The sequence below is a fragment of the Asticcacaulis sp. AC460 genome, from assembly GCF_000495795.1.
In the GTDB taxonomy this organism is placed as follows: Bacteria; Pseudomonadota; Alphaproteobacteria; order Caulobacterales; family Caulobacteraceae; genus Asticcacaulis.
The window spans coordinates 88,458-107,186 of record NZ_AWGD01000002.1; the positions used below are offsets into that span (position 1 = coordinate 88,458).

The following is an 18,729-nucleotide window of genomic DNA, read 5'->3' on the forward strand; positions in this document are numbered from 1 at the left end:
TTGACGGGGAGAGGAAATTCTGTCCGTGCCTTTCGAGAACCTCAGTCTCAGTACAAGGTCGCAAATGCCGCCGGGCTAAAGGCTTTCAAGTCGTCATGGCGGCTGTCGCGCACCTTGGCCACCCATTCCGGATCATTGAGTATCGCGCGGCCGACGGCCACCAGGTCGAAATCACCGCGATCCAGCCGCCGCAGCAACTCATCCAGCGACTGCGGCTCCGATGCCGCCCCGCCGAACGCCGCGATAAATTCGCCATTCAGACCGACCGAACCGACCGTGATGGTCGGCACGCCGGTGACCTTCTTGGCCCAGCCGGCGAAGTTCAGGTCGGAGCCTTCAAACTCCGGCTCCCAGAAGCGGCGTTGCGAGGCGTGCAGGATATTCGCCCCTGCGTCGACCAAGGGCTGGAGCCAGGCTTCCATCTCGGCCGGATCGGCGGCCAGCTTGTTGTCCCAGTGACCGCCCTTCCACTGCGACAGGCGGATGATGATGGGGAAATCCGGACCGACGGCAGCGCGGGCGGCCTTCAGCACCTCGACGGCAAAGCGGGTACGCTCGCCGATTGTCGCGCCGCCCCAGACATCGGTGCGGCGGTTGGTGTGGGCCCAAAAGAATTCGTCGATCAGATAACCGTGCGCCCCATGCAGTTCGATGGCGTCGAAACCGAGCCGTTTGGCATCGCCGGCCGCACGCCCGAAAGCGGCGATGGTGTCGGCGATATCGGCCTCAGTCATCGGCTCGCCGACCGCCTCATCCGACAGGCTGATCCCCGACGGCGTATCCATTGGCGTCGGACGCCACTGCGGATTGCGGCCAAAGGCGGCGCCGGTGTGCCAGATCTGCGGCGCGATCTTGCCGCCGGCCGCATGAACCGCCTCGACGACTTTCGCCCAGCCGGCCAGGCCTTCGCCATAGATGTTCGGGATATTGGCTTCGTTCTTGGAGGCCGGGCGTTCGATCACCGTGCCTTCGGTGACGATCAGCCCGACGCCGGATTCGGCACGGCGGCGGTAATAGTCGACGACCGCCTGGTCCGGCACGCCGCCGGGTGAAAAGTTGCGCGTCATCGGCGCCATGACGATGCGGTTGTCGAGCTCAAGCGACTTCGAAGCAAAGGGGGAAAACAGCGACGTGTGCGACATGCAGGACTCTCCGGTCAATCTGTCACCGAGGTAGTTACGCTTATGTTGCGCCGCAAGAGGCGGACGTCATTTAATCTTGAAATAGCAGAGGATACCGTTGGCATAGAGCCGGTCGGTCGGCGTGAACCGCGGGTCGGGTCTGAACTTTTTGCCGGTGACGGTGATGCGGGTGATCTTCGCCACGTCGAAGGCCTGGGGCGTGGACGGCCCGTTCGGCTTGGCGGAGTCGCGAACCTGGACACCGCTGACGCTGACCCGCGTCCGTTCCTTCGCCGTGTAATAGACGGCGAAGGGCTCGAAGGTCCGGTCGTTCTTGCCATTGTCATAGCGGATGATAACCTGAACGCCGGCGGTTATGGCCTGGCACAGAGCCTGCTCGTGCTCGACATTGCGGGTTGCCGCCGTCTGGGGAGCTTCAGCCATTATGAACTCCATATCCTGATGTTCGCATCACGTAACACGATTCTGACCGGGTCTCTTCCGAACGCTTGCCAGTTTCACCCCGCAGCCCTAGCCTTGGCGCATGACATCCTATTTCGATATCTCATCCAGCGACACCGGCCTGACCTTGCATATGGACATAGGCGGGCTCTCAATCATGAGCCAAATCCTCCTACGCGCCAAATTCCCGCCGGACTACATTTATACCACGAACGAACTGCTGAACCCGCATCTCAACGGACTCATCGAAGCCGTCTTGGAACGGTGGAAACAACTGAGTCCCCGACAGCACGAGTCTGCGGTGTTTCCGCAGTCCGGCCCCTTTGCGCAAGCCGCCATGAAAGCCGTCGATGACTATATCGCCAGGGGAGACGCAGTGCCCGAGGACCGGGAAAAACTTCTGCGTCTGGCTTTCAAGCCCCATCGCGTGGAAGGATTCGAATAAAAAAGCGCCGGTCTTTCGACCAGCGCTTGCCTTCTTTTTCACCGTAGCAGCGGTTGGGGATGACGAGTCGAAAGGCGTTAGCTCGCGAGAACCGAAGCGGAGCGTACTTGAGTACGTGAGCATCGGATCGCAGCGAGATGACGGCTTGCAGACCGTCAGCGCCTACCGCGAGAACTTCTGGAACTTGATCCGATGCGGGATCAAGCTGTCGGTACCGAGGCGCCGCTTCTTGTCCTCTTCGTACATTTCGAAGTTGCCCTCGAACCATTCGACATGAGAATCGCCTTCGAAGGCCAGGATGTGCGTCGCCAGGCGGTCGAGGAACCAGCGGTCGTGGGAGATGACCACGGCGCAGCCGGCGAACTCTTCCAGCGCCTCTTCCAGCGCCTGCAAGGTTTCGATATCCAGGTCGTTGGTCGGTTCGTCGAGCAGGATGACATTGCCGCCGGCCGCAAGCGTCTTGGCCAGGTGGACGCGGTTGCGTTCACCGCCCGACAGCAGGCCGACCTTCTTCTGCTGGTCGCCGCCCTTGAAGTTGAAGCCGCCGACATAGGCGCGCGAATTGATTTCCTTTTTGCCGACCACCATGATGTCGGTGCCGCCGGAAATGGCCTGCCACACGGTATGATCCGGCTGCAGGTCGTCGCGCGACTGGTCGACATAGGCCAGCTTCACCGTCTCGCCCAAACGGATGGTGCCCTGGTCGGGCTTTTCCTGGCCGGTGATCAGCTTGAACAGGGTCGACTTGCCGGCGCCGTTGGGGCCGATAACCCCGACGATGCCGTTGGGCGGCAGGCGGAAGGTCAGGCCCTTGAACAGCACCTTGTCGCCATATTCCTTTTCCAGGTCGGTGACTTCCAGCACCAGGTTGCCGAGGCGCGGGCCAGGCGGAATCTGGATGGTGGCAAAGGTCTGGGCAGCGCGGGAATTTTCCTGTTCGCGCACCATCTCGTCATAGGCGGCCAGACGGGCCTTGGACTTGGCCTGGCGCGCCTTGGCGCCGGAGCGGACCCATTCCAGTTCCTTGGTCAGGGCGCGCTGGCGGGCTTCGGACTCGGACTGTTCCTGCACGACGCGCTTCTGCTTCTGTTCCAACCAGCCGGAATAGTTGCCTTCGTAGGGGACGCCCTTGCCGCGGTCCAGTTCCAGGGTCCACTTGGTGACCTGATTCAGGAAGTAACGGTCGTGGGTGACCAGGATGACGCAGCCCGGGAAGCTTTCCAGGTGATGCTGCAGCCAGGCGACCGATTCGGCGTCCAGGTGGTTGGTCGGTTCGTCCAGCAGCAGCATGTCGGGCTTGCTAAGCAGCAGACGGGCCAGGGCGACGCGGCGCTTTTCACCGCCCGACAGCTTGGTCACGCCTGAATCGTTGGGCGGGCAACGCAGGGCGTCCATGGCCATTTCAATGCGGCTGTCGATGTCCCACAGGTCACCGGCATCGATCTTTTCCTGGAGGGCGTTCATCTCCTCCATCAGTTCGTCGCTATATTCTTCGCCCATCAGCTCGGCGACCTTGTTGAAGCGATCGACCGTCTTCTTTTCCTCGCACCACGAGATGACGTTTTCCCAGACCGTCATGCTCTCATCGAGATGCGGCTCCTGCTGGAGATAGCCCATCTTGGTGCCTTCGGCGGCCTTGGCCTCGCCGTTGAATTCCTTGTCGATGCCGGCCATGATCTTGAGCAGGGTCGACTTACCCGAGCCGTTGACCCCGACCACGCCGATCTTGGCGTCGGAATAGAAGCTGAGCCAGATGTTCTCGAAGATCTTCTTACCGCCGGGGTAGATCTTGGTCAGGCCCTGCATCTGGAAGATATATTGCTGCGCCATGTGCGGAACGGACCTTTTTTGCGATAGATGGAAAGTGCCGGGCGGTTTAACTGACGGGACATCAATTCGCAAGGCGAAAGGGCTGATATGGCGGACTTCCTTTTCCTGATGCATACCCTGCCGGCCGGCCTGGAAACGGCGGCGGACTGGGATGCCTACATTACCCGGCTGAACACCGCCGGCGTCATGCGCGGCGGCAGCGCCATCGGAGGCGGCGCCTGCTTTTCAAAGCGCGGCGACGTGCCGGCGATGGCGGCGCACCTGGGCGGCTATATCCGCATCGAAGCGGCGGACATGGCGGCGGCGCAAACCTTCCTGGCCGGCAATCCGGTCTATGAGGCCGGCGGCGTGGTCGAAATCCGCGAACTGCCGAAATCCTGATCCGACGCATGGCGCATCCTCGCCGCCTCGGCCCAGCCGGCAGTCGCGTGTGCCTTTCCAGCTTTCGTACTGTATGGCGACGGCCTTGCGGTCCCACACCGCCCGCGCAATCGACGGCAGGGCGGCGGCCGGGCCGGGCATGCCGATCAGGACAATTCTAACGCCGCTCCGCGGCTTCCTGCAAATCCTGAAGTCCGTGTGGTCCGTGGTTGAACACCTTACAGCCAGCGCCGCCCCAAGACAGGTTCAGGACGCGAACACGACCTCGATCAGCGACTCCAGCCCATCCCGGTCTGTCTCGTCGAACGAGTCATACTGTTCCGAGTCGACGTCGAACACGGCAATCAACTCACCCGAACCGTCGAAAACCGGCACCACGATCTCCGAATTGGACCGCGAGTCGCACGCGATATGTCCGGGAAACGCATGGACGTCCGGTACGATTTGCGTGGTCTTTGTGGCCGCAGCGGTGCCGCAGACCCCCCGGCCGAACGCTATCCGCAGACAGCCCAGAGTCCCGGTATAGGGCCCCACCACCAGTTCATCGACGCCCTGTGTCTTCTTAACCTCATCGACACAATAAAAGCCGGTCCAGAACCAGTCCGGAAAGGCCTGCGCACACAGGGAAACCACGGTCGCCATGCGGGCGACACGGTTGGGTTCTTCATCGAGAATCGCCCGGGCGTCCCGAATAAGATACTGATAGATTTCGCTTTTCGTATAGCCCGCCATAGGGGCCGAAGGGGTATGCACTGTAGAATTCTCCTGGCACGCGTATTTGCCAAACCGCCGCGTGCGTCCTAGCACGCTCCGCGCGAAAGCGCACCTTAACGCCGCCTTATTAACACTTTTTTCTGGCCAAGCGCCCAGATATGACGCATGATGCTAATGCGGGCGTCCGCCTGCGGGGTTTGGGATATGGGCACTTACGGCGCGCTTAGTTTTTCGCGACAATCCGGCAACGCTCACCAAGATTGCATGGCCTGAAGGGGGGCTTGGCTTGACAGTGACCGTAATCCTTAACACAAGTTTGTATTAACCATATTGGCCGACGGCTGTCGGGGCGATTACTGATGTCAGAATGTGACCAGAAGGGGCCGGTTATGCACCGCAAGGCTGCACAACCAGGTTCGGCGAGCCAGAAGGGACGCGCATCCAAAGCGATTGCGGTGGTCACCGGGCTGTGCCTGATGGTCAGCCTGACCGGTTGCGATGGTTTTGCCTGGGACAGCATGTGGCGTAAGAAGGACTCGGCCGCCGGCGGTTATGCCTGCCCGCGTCCCGCCGACATGTTCCAGCAGGGCGGCTTCGGCGGCCAGGAAAAAGAAATCCGCTACTACCGCCACCTGGGCTTCAAGAACGACTTCTTCGCCCAGCTGGAACTGGCCAACCGCTACGCCGGCATCAATGCCAGCGACAAGAATCTCGAAGACTATGTCGAATCGTCGGTCTGGCTGACCATGGCCCTGACCAATCCGGAAGGCTATGTCCCGATGAGCCGGGCCATGGATCCGCGCGGCGGCGCCATGGCGTCACGCTTCGACAAGTGCCGCGCCTATGAGCGTGCCCGCGCCTACAAGATGCTGGACGACCAGTTGTCGATGATGGACTCGGGCGAACGTGAAAAGGTTCGCGACCGCGTCACCTACGTCCTGTCGACCATGGGCGCCGAAGGCTTCCGCACCCTGGGCAGGCTCTACGACAAACAATATGGCCCGATGGGCGAGCCGGCAGACAATTCCCAGGCCATCCGCGCCAATATGCGCGGCGCCAACTACGGGCTGTCCAACGCCCGCGACCTGTTCGAACGGTCGGACGTCGACGCCTATCTCTATAATTACAAGGCATCGGAAACCGGAGACGTCAGTGCCTATGTGCTGCTGAAGGACTTCGAAAAGTCGGCCCCCGACCGTGCCCGCTATGCCTCGTTCGTCGAATCCAAGGCCAAGCGTTGGGTCGCGCCTTACGAATTCTACCCGCCGGAAACCCCGCCGGGCGGCGTGCCGCACTCCGACGAATCGGTCCGCGACGATGGCGCCGCCTATGCCCTGTCGCGCATGGACGAACTGCCCTTCATCCATGTCGTCCGCGCGCTCGACTATCTTGATATCCTCGACACGGCCTGTTTCGAACCGAAGGACGTGCCGAAACAGACGATCGATGCCCTGCGTGGCATGACGGGTCAGCCCAGCGGCGCCGTCCTGACGAACCGCGACAAGGTCCGCGCCATCCAGTTGGCCGCCGTCAACGGCGACTCCCGCTCGCAACTGGTTCTGGCGGTCATGTATTCCGAAGGCGTCGGCGTCCCCGTCGACTATGCCCGCGCCTTCTACTGGTACAAGCAGGCCGACAAGCAGGGCTCGCCCGAGGCGCGCTATGCCATGTCGACCTATTTCGACCTGGGTTTGCAAGGCGTCGCCGACCAGAACAAGGCCGAATCGGTCGTGATGCAGTTGGACGCCGCCCTTTCGGGCTTCCGTCCCTCGGCCAGCCGCCTGCAGGAAGTCCTGAGCCAGGTGTCCTACGATCCGGACGGCCACGGCCACGGACGGTAATTGAAGCGTAGCCGCTGCCGTCCGGCAGGACGGGGCGGTGCAAGGAAAGAAGCATGTGGATGCGCAAGAACAGTGAAACCTCGCCTTCGGGCCGCGTCAGAGCCGGCCTTGGGCTCGGCGTTGTCGCCGCCGTGGCGATGGCGCTGGCGCCCGTCTCCGTGCCCCAGGCCGCTGCCGGTGAGGGCAACTACGAAAACAGCCGCGCCGCCGGGGTAAGCGGCTATATGAAGCCCTGTTTCGGCATGCTGCTGGATGCGCAACTGCGCACCTGCGGCCCGCGCCACTACAAGGGCGGTTCCCGTTACGGCTATCACGGCCGCGGCCAGGCCGACGCCACGGTCGATTGCGACCGCGCCAATCCGCGCTATGTCGAGGAAGTGGTCGGCCGCATCCGCTCCGGCGGGGTTCTGTACCTGAAGGCCAAGAACCGTTCCTGCGTCGCCAGCCTGGACATCAAGAAGTCGATCACCATCGTCGGCCAGGGCTATGGCCCGCAGCAGATCCCGGTCCTGGTGGCGCCTCCGGGCGAATCGGCCATCCGCATTTCCTCGGGCGCCGATCAGGTCATCCTGAAGGATATGTATATCTCGGCGCCGCGCAGTGGCGGCATGCCGGGCATCGAAGGCTCGAACACCGAGCTGACGATCCAAAACACCCAGATCCGTTATCAGGGCGATGATGCCGCCGTCCACCTGTCGGGCGGCCGTCTGAACCTGACCGAGAATTCGCACATCATCGCCAAGACCCGTTCGGTCGCCCTGGCGGTCAACAATGCCTCACTGTTTGCGGAAAACTCTCAGATCGCGACCACCGCCGGCGGCATCTATGCCGTTCTGGACGGCGACTCGCAGATGCAGGGCGTCAGCGTCCAGCAACTGGCCGACTGGCATGGCTTTGAGCGTGGCGAAGGCGCAACCGGCATCGAGATTCGTCTCGACAGCGGCGGTTCGATCCTTAGCATGAACGACATGAAGGTGCTGTACTTCTCGCAAGGCGTCAGCATCGAAGGCTCCGGCGAGGCCCTGTTGTCGCACACCCTGATCGCGCGCGCCGACCATGGCATCGTGCTGGGCCTGAACCGCGCCCGGGTGATTGAGAACACCATCATCGCCAGTGAGATCGGCATCGACGTCCAGGACGGCGAAGCCTTTGTCGGCCGCAACCAGATCGCCAATATCCGCACGGCCGGTATCCTGGCTTCGGCGACCGGCGAGATCCGCGCCGTCGACAACCAGATCGACCCGAACGGCGAAGGCTGCCCGACCCTGAAGTGGGGTACGGTCGACCCGTCGCAGCGGGTGTGTACGCCGTGGTATCGTGGCTCGGAGTTCGACGTGCCGGGCGATGCCAACGACCAGTACATGTTCGATGAATTCTGGCCGCGCATGGCCACCGTGGCCATGACCGATGGCGCCGCGACGACGGCGCCGGGTGGTCCGGTTCCCTATAACGATCTGAAATCCAAGCCGTAAGGCTTTCGATTTCGGATGGTGAGAGCAAAGCCCTGGAACTCTGTTCCGGGGCTTTTGCTTTGGAGGGGCAACAGATTTCCGGTGACGGCACCTCCCGCGCGAAGCGCCTTAATCTATTGACGGTTAGAGTAGTGCACCGGCGTATCTTCACCCGGAATTCCGTGACTTCCGTGCACGCCGCCGCAGGCGGCGCTTCCGTGTTTTCCGTGTTCCTCTTAAAAGCCTCCGGTCCGTCTGAGGTTTTTAAGAGGAACACGGACCACACGGAGGCCGCTGCGCGGCGACACGGAAAACACGGAATTCAGGATGCTCTCATGCAGGTGCGCCAAGTCACGCCAACGGTAGGAAGGCGCTTCGCGCGGGAGATAATTCCGCGCCTTCCGTGGTTCCCCTTCCTTCTTGAAAATAAAAAGCCCCGGATCGCTCCGGGGCTTTTCAAATCTCAAACCGATCAACCGGCTTATTTCTGCGAGTTCCAGGTCGTCTTGTACGAACGATCCTTCGGCAGGGCCGCGCCCGGCAGCGGATCGGCATCCGTGCAGGCTTCCGGAATCTTGCCGCCGACCTTGCCGCCCATCCCCAGGGCCGTATTGTCCGACGCATTCTGAGCGGTAACATCCACCCGGCGGCCGTCCTGGTTCATGTGCACTTCCGTGCCGGTCTTGGAGTCGTAGGTCATGACCTGCGGCGCCTTGCCGTCCGGCTCGAAAGCGCCGACGCATTGCTGGGCGCGCTCACGTTCGGTGCGGACATCGACATAGCGGGTCCGCTCGCGGGGGGTGGTTTCGCAAGCCGTCAGGCCCACGGCCGCAACCGCGGACATACCGGCCAGGATCAAAATCGACGCTTTCATGCAATCCCCCAAAGGACGTGGTGCTCAAAATGGTTAACAAACATCTTCGCACATTTCAGGCGGTAGTCAAAGCCTGGAATCCACGCCCGTAGCAAATTGCCCCAGCCGGCGTAACCCTTCTGCCACGCTTAATCGCGCCACACGGGAATTACGCCCCTAACGCCTCCAGCTCTTCGTCGGAAACGTCCATATTGGTGTAGACGTTCTGGACATCTTCATCGTCATTGAGCGCGTCGAGCAGCTTCATCAGCGTCTTGACCGGGTCGCCTGTCAGCGCCGTCAGCGCTTGGGGCTTCCAGATAATACCGGTCGACTGCGGGTCGCCCAGCGCCTTGGCCAGGGCTTCGGCGACTTCGTTGAAGTCCTCGAACGAGGTATAGATGGTGTGGCCGCCCAGGTCCTCGTCGCCGTCACCCGGATCGGTCTCGACGTCGGAGGCGCCGGCCTCGATGGCGGCTTCGAAGATCTTGTCGGCATCGCCGGCCTTCAGCGGATACTTGATCTCGCCGACCCGGTCGAACATGAAGCTGACCGAACCGGTATCGGCCAGCTGACCGCCGTACTTGGTGAAGAAGGAACGGACATTGCCGGCGGAACGATTGCGGTTGTCGGTCAGGACCTCGACAATGATCCCGACACCACCCGGGCCGCGGCCTTCGTAGCGGATTTCTTCCATCGTGTCGGCTTCGCCGGCGGCGCCTTTCTTGATGGCGCGTTCGATATTGTCCTTGGGCATGGATTCGGCCTTGGCCATGGCGACGGCCAGGCGCAGGCGCGAATTCATGTTCGGGTCGGGCATGCCCATCTTGGCGGCGATGGTGATGTCGCGCGACAGCTTGGAGAAAAGCTTGGACCGCACGGCGTCGGCGCGGCCCTTCCGGTGCATGATGTTTTTGAATTTACTATGGCCAGCCATGGGTATCTCGATAGGAAGGTGTGCTGCGCTGTGGTCTAGCGCGACAAAACGCGTTTGTCACGCCCCTGCGAGCACGGCCACCTGAGGTATCACTTCCTTCAGCCGCCCGCCGACGCGGATGGGCTCGATCCGCGTGGCCAGGCCGGTGCGGTCGTCGCTTTCGACATAGACGCCGCACACCGTCGCAGGCCCCGAAGCCGGCTTGTAACGTTCCTTCTGCATCCGCGTGGTGAAGCGGCGCAGCGGCTCTTCCTTGTCCATGCCGATGACGCTGTCATAGTCGGCGCAGGCGCCGGCATCGGTCTGGTAGGCGGTGCCATTGGGCAGGATCTGGGTGTCGGCGGTCGGCACATGGGTATGGGTGCCGATGACCAGGGTGGCGCGGCCGTCGCAGAAATGACCCATGGCCATCTTTTCCGACGTGGCTTCACAGTGCATGTCGACGACGATGGCGTCGGCCGCCAGACCCAGCGGGCAAGCTTCCAGTTGTTTGTCGACGGCGGCAAACGGGTCGTCCATCGACGCCATATGGACCAGACCCAGCGCGTTCATCACCAGGATGCGCTTGCCCGACTGGGTTTCGTACAGGTTGGCGCCGCGGCCGGGCGCATCGGCCAGCGGCGGATAGTTGAGCGGCCGGATCAGGCGCGGCTCACGCACGATATAGGTCAGGGCTTCCTTCTGATCCCAGGAATGGTTGCCCAGGGTCAGGCAGTCGGCGCCGGCGTCGAACAGCTGGCGCGCCGAGTTCTCCGACAGGCCGAAACCGCCCGAGGCGTTCTCGGCATTGACGATGACGAATTCGAGGTCGAGCTGGCGGCGCAGGCCGGGCAGGTATTCGCTGAGGGCATCCCGTCCCGAGCGCCCCACCACGTCACCAAAAAAAGCAAATCGCATACGAGGTCCAAATCCGGTGGGGGCTGCCCCACGCCTGGTAAGCGTTACGCGTGTGTCGCGATGACGCCGGTTTCAGTAAAAATTCCATCCAGCGGCTGATCATGCGCTTCGGACGGCGTTTCGGCAAGCTGTTGCCCGGAAAAAGCGACGCCCCAGGCGGCCACGTTCCCCCGCGACCGCAGATCGGCCAGGGCGCGGTCATAATAGCCACCGCCATAGCCCAGCCGGATTCCGGCAGCGTCAAAAGCCAGCAGCGGCATCAGCAGCAGGTCCGGGTCAACGGTTTGGGCGTCGTCCGAAGGCTGACGAATATCGTACGGCCCGTCAACCAGTTCGTCGCCGATACGGAAGATGCGGAAGATCATGCGGTAACCGCCGTCCACCGGCACCAGGGCCGGCAGGGCGAGAGAAAAGCCGCGGTCCTCGAACATCTGCATCAGCGGGAAGGGATTGATTTCGCTCTGGATCGGCCAGTAGCCGGCGATGACGGCGCCCTGCGGCGGCCAGGCCTCGAACGTGTCTTCCGCTCGCCCGGCCAATTGTTCGCCGGCCAGCGGATTGGCGGCGGCCAGTTGCGCCCGGCGGCGCTTCATTTCGGCGCGCAGGAGCGGCTTGGGATCCGCCATGGTCATGCAGTCAGGCTCCAACATGGTTCGGCTCCGCTTTTGATACACTCAGTACACGTCGATTCTGCCGTTCTGGCAAAACCCGGCGCTCTCTAGCGGCTTTTGTATGTTTTTTCCATCCCCTGCCGTGGCATCTCAGTAAAAATCGCGGGAAGTGCCCGTGACCGCCTAATCCTCGCCGGCCCAGATGTCGGGATCGAGCCCTTCCCGCATCTGCGCCTTGGTTTGCGGCCAGACCTCCTTGCCGGGCTTGCCACCCAGCTCAAGGAGCACGGCTTCGACCGATGTCCGCCCGCGCTGGCGCGCCACATCCAGCGCCGTGGTGCCGCTTCCAAACAGGTCATCATTGACGGAAATTCCCGCGTCGCGCACCAGGACGCGCACCGTTTCCGCATCGGCGCAGACGGCGACCGCGCTGTACAGCACGTGACCATAGGTCCGGCTGGTATTGTCCTTGGGAAACGGCAGCCCGGCCTTCAGCAGCAGCGCCGCCGTCGATGGCTTGCACACCGAGCTGAAATTGAACAGCCGCATCCAGATTTCCGGCGTACCGTCGCGCACGGCATCGAAGCCATTGGCCTGGGCCAGGACGATGACGTCGTTCCACCCCATGGCCGAGGCGTGGGCGACAATCTCCCACAAGCCCTTGGGCTCTCCAGCCTCGGCAAGGATCGGCACGTATTGAGCATACAGCGTCATCTGCTCCGGCGTTGGCGCGTTCGGATACAGTTCGCTGTCGTGGGTATCGGGGTAGACGTCGCGATAGCCCGGCACGACACCGTCCGGCCCGTTGCCGACATTCAGCCCCCGCCTGATGTCGGAGACGACTCCCGGATATTTGTAGCGAACCATGGCCCGGACCATAGCCAGGTCGCCCCGCGCCATGGCGGGTTCGACCGACGGCCACGGCAGATCGGGATACACCATGCGCGGCATCACCCAGGCATCGATCTCCGCCTTCAGCGGCGCGTCGTACATCTGCCGCAGCGGGACGCGGTGACCACCCCGGCCGGCGTCGACCGGTTCGACCTGCATGGACCAGTTGTCCGGCAAGGTGATGCGGCGGTTCAGTTCGTCCAGCATCTGGGCCGTACCATAGCGCACAACCATCGTGCTGAGGCTCGGCTTGTAGATTTCGTTCAGGCCGGAACTGATGTCGAGCTCATGGCGGAACCTGTCGATATCGCCGCTCTTGACCGCCGCCAGAATACCTTCGGCGCGCAGGAAGGACGACCGGATGCACAGAGTGAACACCGCCGCCTGGTCGCCACCGGTGATGGCGCCTTCGCAATCGGCCAGTTGCTCGGCCGTCAGATAGTTGAGATGCAGACCATAGTCGAAAAGCTCGGCGAAGACCTGCGGATGGCCGGCATCGACGGCCCGGCGCCACAACCGCGCCTCGACAGAGGACCGCGCAACGGTCTGCGCCTTGTCGGCCGCCATCTCCACCTGGCCGTGACGATACAGCCAGATCGACAGGAAACCCGGATCATCGGCCAACTCCACCACATAGGGTGACAGACGGCCGGCCAGGGCCATGTCCCCGGCCCTTAAGGCCTGGTAGAATCCGGCATAGAGATCGCCCCGGTCGATCGCCTCGGGAATGCCGTGGATGTCGTCGGACGCCACCTGGGTCTTGAGCAGATGTTCGAGCAGGTCGACCTGGCCGCGCCGCAACAGCAGACCGGCCCACGAACATTCCCCCACCTCGCCGACCGCGTCGGGATCCGGCGCCCCGGTCGACGGCGGCAGCACCGTCAGATCGAATATCGTTTCCCTCTCCGGGCACAGGCCCGTGTCAGGCGCCAGCTTGCCGCCCCGGTCACGCACCCGCCGCGCCCCGTCATAGTCGCCCTTCAGGATCAGCAGCCCCAGCAGGCCGGGCGCCCGTCCATCGAAGCCCCCCAGAGCGTTGGGATCGGCGCCGCGATCGGCCAGGGCCAATCCCATGGCGGCGTCTTCATTGTCCACTGCCCAGCCCATTGGCGTGACGGTCAGTTCATCCGGCGCATTGAGCGCCTCCGGCGTGGCATTGAGCACTTCCAACCGGGCGATATCGCCCGAGCGGGCGGCCTGGGCCGGCGTCGTGACCGGGCCGGTGTAGCGGGCCTGTGGCGCCGCCTCTTCGATCGAGCAGACATCGGCGTAAGGAAATCCCGGCGCGGCCACCAGGGTTCGGTTGTAACGGCGCAGAAACTCATAGACCGCCTCGGCGTGTTCGTCCTCGCCGGGCGTGATGACGTCGTCGCTGACGTGCTCCTTGCCGACCAGGCTGCGCGGCCAGATCCGGCAACGCAGGCCCGGCAAATCGGAGGTGGCAATCGCGATCGGATCGCCATAGCGGAACATGCGCCCGAGACGATAATCGCCGGCCTGCGCGGCGGCCGCGGCCTCGGTTTGCGGGTTTCGCGCCTTGAGATGGCGGGTCTTTTCCTTGAGGGCCTTGCAGTGGGTGTCGCTGCCGCAGGATTGTGCCGCCGCCCTATCCGGCGCCAGGCTCAGGCCCAGAGTCAGGCCCAGCACCAGCCCGGCAATCATCGTATAAAAACGCATTTCCCCGTTCCCCCCAGGTTCCGGCAACAAGGTGCGTCAAATTCAGCCAACTGTAAAGAGGTTGGCGGCGCCACAAAAGAACCGTGTCAATGCGGTTAAAATCCTCTCAGACCTGACTAGTCAGGTGGGAACCATGTGATTAGGCCCACGGGCCAGATCAGGGACAGTCCCCGTTCTAAGTGATTAAGGTCAGAAGGATATGGTGATTGACACGAGAGCCGCAGCAAGACCCGCCGTCTGTACAAATAGTCCGTTGACGGCCGGATTTCAAGGGCATGGCCATATCGTGATCAGGCGTGTACACCGGCATCATGAGCAAATGCAGCGAAGACCCCGGTGTCATAACGCCCGTCATCGACCCCAGCCGATGCGACGGCAAGGCCGAGTGCGTCGATGTCTGCCCCTATGACGTCTTCGACCTGGGCATACTGCCGCCCGAACAGCGCACCGGCCTGGGTTTCATGACCAAGGTCAAGGGTACCCTCAACGGCTGGAAGCAGGGCCTGGTCGTCCATGGCGATCAATGCCGCGCCTGCGGCCTGTGCGTCGTCGCTTGCCCGGAAAAGGCAATCCGCCTCTCCAAATATTAACGCTTCGGCGTATCCGACAAATCGGCGCCTTCCAATGGCTCCACCGCAGCCTCGACCGCCTGGGTGACGGGCTGATCCTGGGCCCTCAGCGGCTTTTCCGTCACCGTCCAGAACACTGCCAGCCCCACCCCCATGACGATGGCGGCGCCGATAAAGATCGGCCGGAACAGCAGCGCCGGATTTTCAATCCCATCCAGCACCTGGACCGACAGGTCGCCGGTAAAGCCGGTGCCCATCACGGCATAGACCTCGCCGAACAGCACCACACCGAACACCGCCACCACCAGCGCCCCGCCCAGCGAACGGAAGAAGTTCATCACCCCCGTGGCCGTGCCGACCTGATGGCGTTCGACCGCGCCCTGGACGATCTGGATCGACACCGGAAACGTCGTGCCGACCGCCGCATTGGCGACAATCAGCACGCCGAGATACCCCCACAGCGGCAGGCTGTGCGGAAACACCGCCAGCCCCGCATAGATCATCGTCCCGATCGCCAGGCCCACCAACGGCAAAGTCTTGTACTTCTGCCCCTTGCTCATCGACATCATCCGGCCCGAGGCAATCGCGCCGGTCACCACGCCCAAGCTGAGCGGCGCCAGGCACAGGCCGGCCACGGTGGCGCTCAGACCAAAGGTCAGTTGCAGGTACAGCGGGTTATAGATCCCCACCCCCATCAGGGCGCCCATGGCCATGGTCGACATCAGGGTGGCGCGCAACACATCGCCGTTTTTCAGGATCTCGGTCGGGATCAGCGGTTCTTCCGCCAGGCGCAGACGCAACCCGAACAGCAGCCAGAAGACGATCGACACGGCATAGACCGCCCACACCGGCGCACCGGCCAGCAGGCTGCCGCGCGTTTCCAGGGCCAGCAGCAGGGTCACGGCGGCAATCGCCATCAGGGCGGCCCCGAGCCAGTCGAGCTTATGCGGCCGTTCAAAGCGCGGCAGCTTCATCAGCCCGCGATAGACGATCCATAAAGCCAAAAACCCGACCGGGATATTGATCCAGAAAATCGACGCCCAGCCGAGATATTCCGACATCACCCCGCCCAGCACCGGTCCGCCCAGGCTGGAGGCTGTGAACACCGCGGCGAAATAGCCCTGCAGCCGGCCGCGTTCGGCCGGCGTCACGACATCGGCGATCACGGTCTGAACCAGGGACATCAAACCCCCGCCGCCCAGGCCCTGAACCGCGCGAGCGAAGATCAGGAAATACAGGTTGCCGGCCATCCCGCACAGGGCCGACCCGGCCAGGAAAACCCCGATGGCGATCAGCAGGGTGGTCCGCCGGCCGATGATATCGGCCAGTTTGCCGTACAGCGGCGTCACCACGGTCGAACTAAGGAGATAGGCCGTCACCATCCAGGGCAGGTGCTCGATATCGTGCAGTTCGCGCCCGATGGTCGGAAGCGCTGTCGAGACGATGGTCTGGTCCAGCGCGGCAAGCAGCATCACCATCATCAGGCCGATGATGACGGAGCGGATGTCCTTGGGGTCCATCCCAGAGACCTGGTTTGATTGAGCAGGGGCGTGTGCGGCGGTCATGCGGATAGCTAACCCCTTCCGGATAAAAAAGATATGGCATAAGGCCGCACCATTTTTCGCTTGGGACGCGACGTATTTCGGCTATAACAGGGCCAGCCAGTTATGCCGCCTAAACATGAGCGCCGAACACGGTGCCGCAGTCACAATTATAATTGGGAGTTTCCTGATGCCTTCGACCTCGTCCGCCGCCCACGGCGCCCTGTCCCGTCACGCCTTTAAGCTGGCAACCACCACGGCCCTGGCCGCGCTCATGACGTTTGGCGCCATTGCCCCGGCCGCCTTCGCCCAGAATGCACCCGCCGCCGAATCAACGGCTAACCGTCCGTGGATGAACACCTCCCTCAGCGCTTCCGAACGGACCGCCCTGGTCCTGAAGGAAATGACCCTGCCGGAAAAGCTGACCCTGGTGTTCGGCTACTTCTCGACCGACAACCAATGGCAGAAGACGCCCGTCAAGAACTACGTCTACCCGGAAAAGGGCATGCCCTTCTCGGCCGGCTTCGTGCCAGGCATAGACCGTCTCGGAATTCCGGCCCAGTGGCAGACCGACGCCGGCGTCGGCGTCGCCACCCAGACCGGCCCGACCCCGCGCCAGCGCACCGCCCTGCCCTCGGGCATCGCCACCGCGGCCTCGTGGAACCCGAAGAACGCCTTCGCCGGCGGCGCCATGATCGGCAACGAAGCCTTCCTGTCAGGCTTCAACGTGCAACTGGCCGGCGGCATGAACCTGATGCGCGACGCGCGCAACGGCCGCAACTTCGAATACGGCGGTGAAGATCCCCTCCTGGCCGGCGTCATCACCGGCAATGCCATGAAGGGCATCCAGTCGAATAATGTCATCACCACGATGAAGCACTACGCCTTCAACGGCCAGGAAACCAACCGCTTCACCATGGACCACAAGATCGACGACCAGGCCGGCCGTCAATCGGACCTGCTGGCCTTCCAGATCGCCTATGAAATCGGCGATCCGGGCTCGGTCATGTGCTCCTACAACCGCGTCAACGGTTTTTACGCCTGCGAAAGCCAGTACCTGCTGAACGAAGTCCTGAAGCAGGACTGGGGCTTCAAGGGCTATGTCATGTCGGACTGGGGCGCCACCCACTCGACCATCCCGGCCGCCAATCAGGGCCTGGACCAGCAGTCGGGCTGGGCCTTCGACCGCTCCAACTATTTCGAAGGCGCTCTGCGCGAAGCCGTCAACAACGGCTATGTCAGCCAAGCCCGCATCGACGACATGGCCGGCCGCGTCCTGTGGGCCATGTTCGACAACGGCCTGTTCGACAACGTCGCCAAGGGTGATCAGGCCGACAAGATCGACTTCGCCGCCCACGCCGTCATCACCCGCACCGGCGCTGAAGAAGGCATCGTCCTGCTGAAGAACACGGGCGGCGTCCTGCCCCTGGCCAAGACCGCCAAATCGATCGTCGTCATCGGCGCCCATGCCGATGTCGGCGTGCTGTCGGGCGGCGGTTCTTCCCAGGTCTATCCGGTCGGCCTGTCGCCGGTGGCCGATGAGTTCGGCAAGGGCTTCCCGGGTCCCAAGACCTGGTATCCGTCGTCGCCGATGAAGGGCATCCAGGCCCGCACCAAGGCCAGTGTCACCTATCTCGACGGCAAGGACGTCAACGCCGCCGCCGCCGCAGCTGCAAAGGCCGACGTCGTCGTCGTCTTCGCCGAGCAGTGGACGGGCGAGTCGATCGACGCGCCGGACCTGAACCTGCCGGACGGCCAGGACGCCCTGATTGCCGCGGTGGCCAAAGCCAATCCGAAGACCGTAGTCGTGCTGGAAACCGGCGGCCCGGTGGTGATGCCGTGGGTCGACAATGTCGCTGCCGTGCTGGAAGCCTGGTATCCGGGCACGTCGGGCGGTGAAGCCATCGCCCGCGTCCTGACCGGCGAAGTCAATCCGTCGGGCCACCTGCCGGCCACCTTCCCGGCCTCGCTGGACCAGACCCCGCGTCCGATCATGGAAGGCGATCCGAAGCTGGACAACGACAGCCACCCGCACAGCGATTACAATATCGACGGCGCGGCGATCGGCTACAAGTGGTTCGACAAGCGCGGCGCCAAGCCGCTGTTCGCCTTCGGCCATGGCCTGAGCTACACGACCTTCCAGCTGTCGGGCCTGTCGGCTCAGGCTTCGGGCAAGTCGCTGACCGCCAGCTTTACCATCAAGAACACGGGTAAGACCGCCGGCGCCGAAGTCGGCCAGGTCTATGTCTCTCCGGTCGGCGATGCCGGCTGGGAAGCCCCCAAGCGCCTGGCGGGTTTCGAGAAGATCACGCTGAAGCCGGGCAAGTCGGGTAAGGCGACGGTGACGGTCGATCCGCGTTTGCTGGCCACCTTCGATTCGGCCAGCAAGACCTGGAACATCAAGGCGGGTGACTACAAGGTGATCCTGGCGACCTCGGCCACCGAGCCGGTGTCGGAAGTGATCGTCCACCTGGACGCCCAGACCCTGAACGTCAAGGGCCAGTAAGG

At 63.1% G+C, this 18,729-nt stretch carries 16 protein-coding genes; 6 read left to right on the forward strand and 10 right to left on the reverse strand.

Annotated features, from left to right (window positions below; translation table 11 throughout):
* Window positions 1-47: 47 nt before the first annotated feature.
* Together ABAC460_RS26425 and ABAC460_RS26430 are read right to left on the reverse strand one after the other, a co-directional pair.
* Complete coding sequence (locus ABAC460_RS26425; RefSeq protein ID WP_023451574.1) at window positions 48-1,142, reverse strand: NADH:flavin oxidoreductase; 1,095 nt, start codon at window positions 1,140-1,142, stop codon at window positions 48-50.
* A gap of 66 nt (window positions 1,143-1,208) precedes the next feature.
* Entirely contained in the window at window positions 1,209-1,565 is a 357-nt protein-coding gene (locus ABAC460_RS26430; RefSeq protein WP_023451575.1) for a hypothetical protein, read from the reverse strand.
* Window positions 1,566-1,665: 100 nt separating this feature from the next.
* Between ABAC460_RS26430 and ABAC460_RS26435 the strand changes: the two genes are divergently transcribed.
* Entirely contained in the window at window positions 1,666-2,028 is a 363-nt protein-coding gene (locus tag ABAC460_RS26435; RefSeq protein ID WP_023451576.1) for a hypothetical protein, read from the forward strand.
* A 162-nt stretch (window positions 2,029-2,190) separates the two neighbouring features.
* On the opposite strand, the gene ettA is transcribed toward ABAC460_RS26435, so the two are convergent.
* On the reverse strand, window positions 2,191-3,858 hold the full coding sequence (ettA, locus tag ABAC460_RS26440; protein WP_023451577.1) for an energy-dependent translational throttle protein EttA: 1,668 nt from the start codon (window positions 3,856-3,858) through the stop codon (window positions 2,191-2,193).
* 87 nt (window positions 3,859-3,945) lie between these two features.
* Between ettA and ABAC460_RS26445 the strand changes: the two genes are divergently transcribed.
* A complete protein-coding gene (locus ABAC460_RS26445; RefSeq protein WP_023451578.1) occupies window positions 3,946-4,239 on the forward strand; it encodes a YciI family protein in 294 nt (97 codons plus the stop codon).
* Between the two features lie 246 nt (window positions 4,240-4,485).
* On the opposite strand, the gene ABAC460_RS26450 is transcribed toward ABAC460_RS26445, so the two are convergent.
* Window positions 4,486-4,971, reverse strand: coding sequence for a GAF domain-containing protein (locus ABAC460_RS26450; protein ID WP_023451579.1), 486 nt, complete (start codon window positions 4,969-4,971; stop codon window positions 4,486-4,488).
* Between the two features lie 371 nt (window positions 4,972-5,342).
* Here ABAC460_RS26450 and ABAC460_RS26455 point away from each other — a divergent pair, with 371 nt between their 5' ends.
* Together ABAC460_RS26455 and ABAC460_RS26460 are read left to right on the forward strand one after the other, a co-directional pair.
* Window positions 5,343-6,794, forward strand: coding sequence for a tetratricopeptide repeat protein (locus tag ABAC460_RS26455; RefSeq protein WP_023451580.1), 1,452 nt, complete (start codon window positions 5,343-5,345; stop codon window positions 6,792-6,794).
* A gap of 59 nt (window positions 6,795-6,853) precedes the next feature.
* Window positions 6,854-8,266: a right-handed parallel beta-helix repeat-containing protein gene (locus ABAC460_RS26460; protein ID WP_035425813.1), complete on the forward strand. Its 1,413-nt coding sequence runs from the start codon at window positions 6,854-6,856 to the stop codon at window positions 8,264-8,266.
* 460 nt (window positions 8,267-8,726) lie between these two features.
* Here ABAC460_RS26460 and ABAC460_RS26465 read toward each other — a convergent pair whose 3' ends face one another.
* From ABAC460_RS26465 to ABAC460_RS26485, 5 genes are all read right to left on the reverse strand, one after another.
* Window positions 8,727-9,119: a hypothetical protein gene (locus ABAC460_RS26465; protein ID WP_031236254.1), complete on the reverse strand. Its 393-nt coding sequence runs from the start codon at window positions 9,117-9,119 to the stop codon at window positions 8,727-8,729.
* A 148-nt stretch (window positions 9,120-9,267) separates the two neighbouring features.
* Window positions 9,268-10,035: a YebC/PmpR family DNA-binding transcriptional regulator gene (locus ABAC460_RS26470; protein WP_031236255.1), complete on the reverse strand. Its 768-nt coding sequence runs from the start codon at window positions 10,033-10,035 to the stop codon at window positions 9,268-9,270.
* A gap of 57 nt (window positions 10,036-10,092) precedes the next feature.
* Window positions 10,093-10,932 (reverse strand): TIGR00282 family metallophosphoesterase, encoded by an 840-nt coding sequence (locus ABAC460_RS26475; RefSeq protein ID WP_023451584.1) that lies wholly within the window; start codon window positions 10,930-10,932, stop codon window positions 10,093-10,095.
* Window positions 10,933-10,976: 44 nt separating this feature from the next.
* On the reverse strand, window positions 10,977-11,582 hold the full coding sequence (locus ABAC460_RS26480) for a 5-formyltetrahydrofolate cyclo-ligase (protein WP_023451585.1): 606 nt from the start codon (window positions 11,580-11,582) through the stop codon (window positions 10,977-10,979).
* 144 nt (window positions 11,583-11,726) lie between these two features.
* Window positions 11,727-14,111, reverse strand: a complete 2,385-nt coding sequence (locus ABAC460_RS26485; protein ID WP_023451586.1) for a hypothetical protein — start codon at window positions 14,109-14,111, stop codon at window positions 11,727-11,729.
* A 311-nt stretch (window positions 14,112-14,422) separates the two neighbouring features.
* Between ABAC460_RS26485 and ABAC460_RS26490 the strand changes: the two genes are divergently transcribed.
* The gene (locus ABAC460_RS26490; RefSeq protein ID WP_031236256.1) at window positions 14,423-14,701 is read left to right on the forward strand and encodes a 4Fe-4S dicluster domain-containing protein; all 279 of its coding nucleotides are present in this window, start codon (window positions 14,423-14,425) and stop codon (window positions 14,699-14,701) included.
* On the opposite strand, the gene ABAC460_RS26495 is transcribed toward ABAC460_RS26490, so the two are convergent.
* Window positions 14,698-16,200 (reverse strand): MDR family MFS transporter, encoded by a 1,503-nt coding sequence (locus ABAC460_RS26495; RefSeq protein ID WP_023451588.1) that lies wholly within the window; start codon window positions 16,198-16,200, stop codon window positions 14,698-14,700. The two genes, ABAC460_RS26490 and ABAC460_RS26495, sit on opposite strands and share 4 nt — an antisense overlap.
* A 211-nt stretch (window positions 16,201-16,411) precedes the next feature.
* Between ABAC460_RS26495 and ABAC460_RS26500 the strand changes: the two genes are divergently transcribed.
* Window positions 16,412-18,727 (forward strand): glycoside hydrolase family 3 C-terminal domain-containing protein, encoded by a 2,316-nt coding sequence (locus ABAC460_RS26500; protein ID WP_023451589.1) that lies wholly within the window; start codon window positions 16,412-16,414, stop codon window positions 18,725-18,727.
* Window positions 18,728-18,729: the final 2 nt, after the last annotated feature.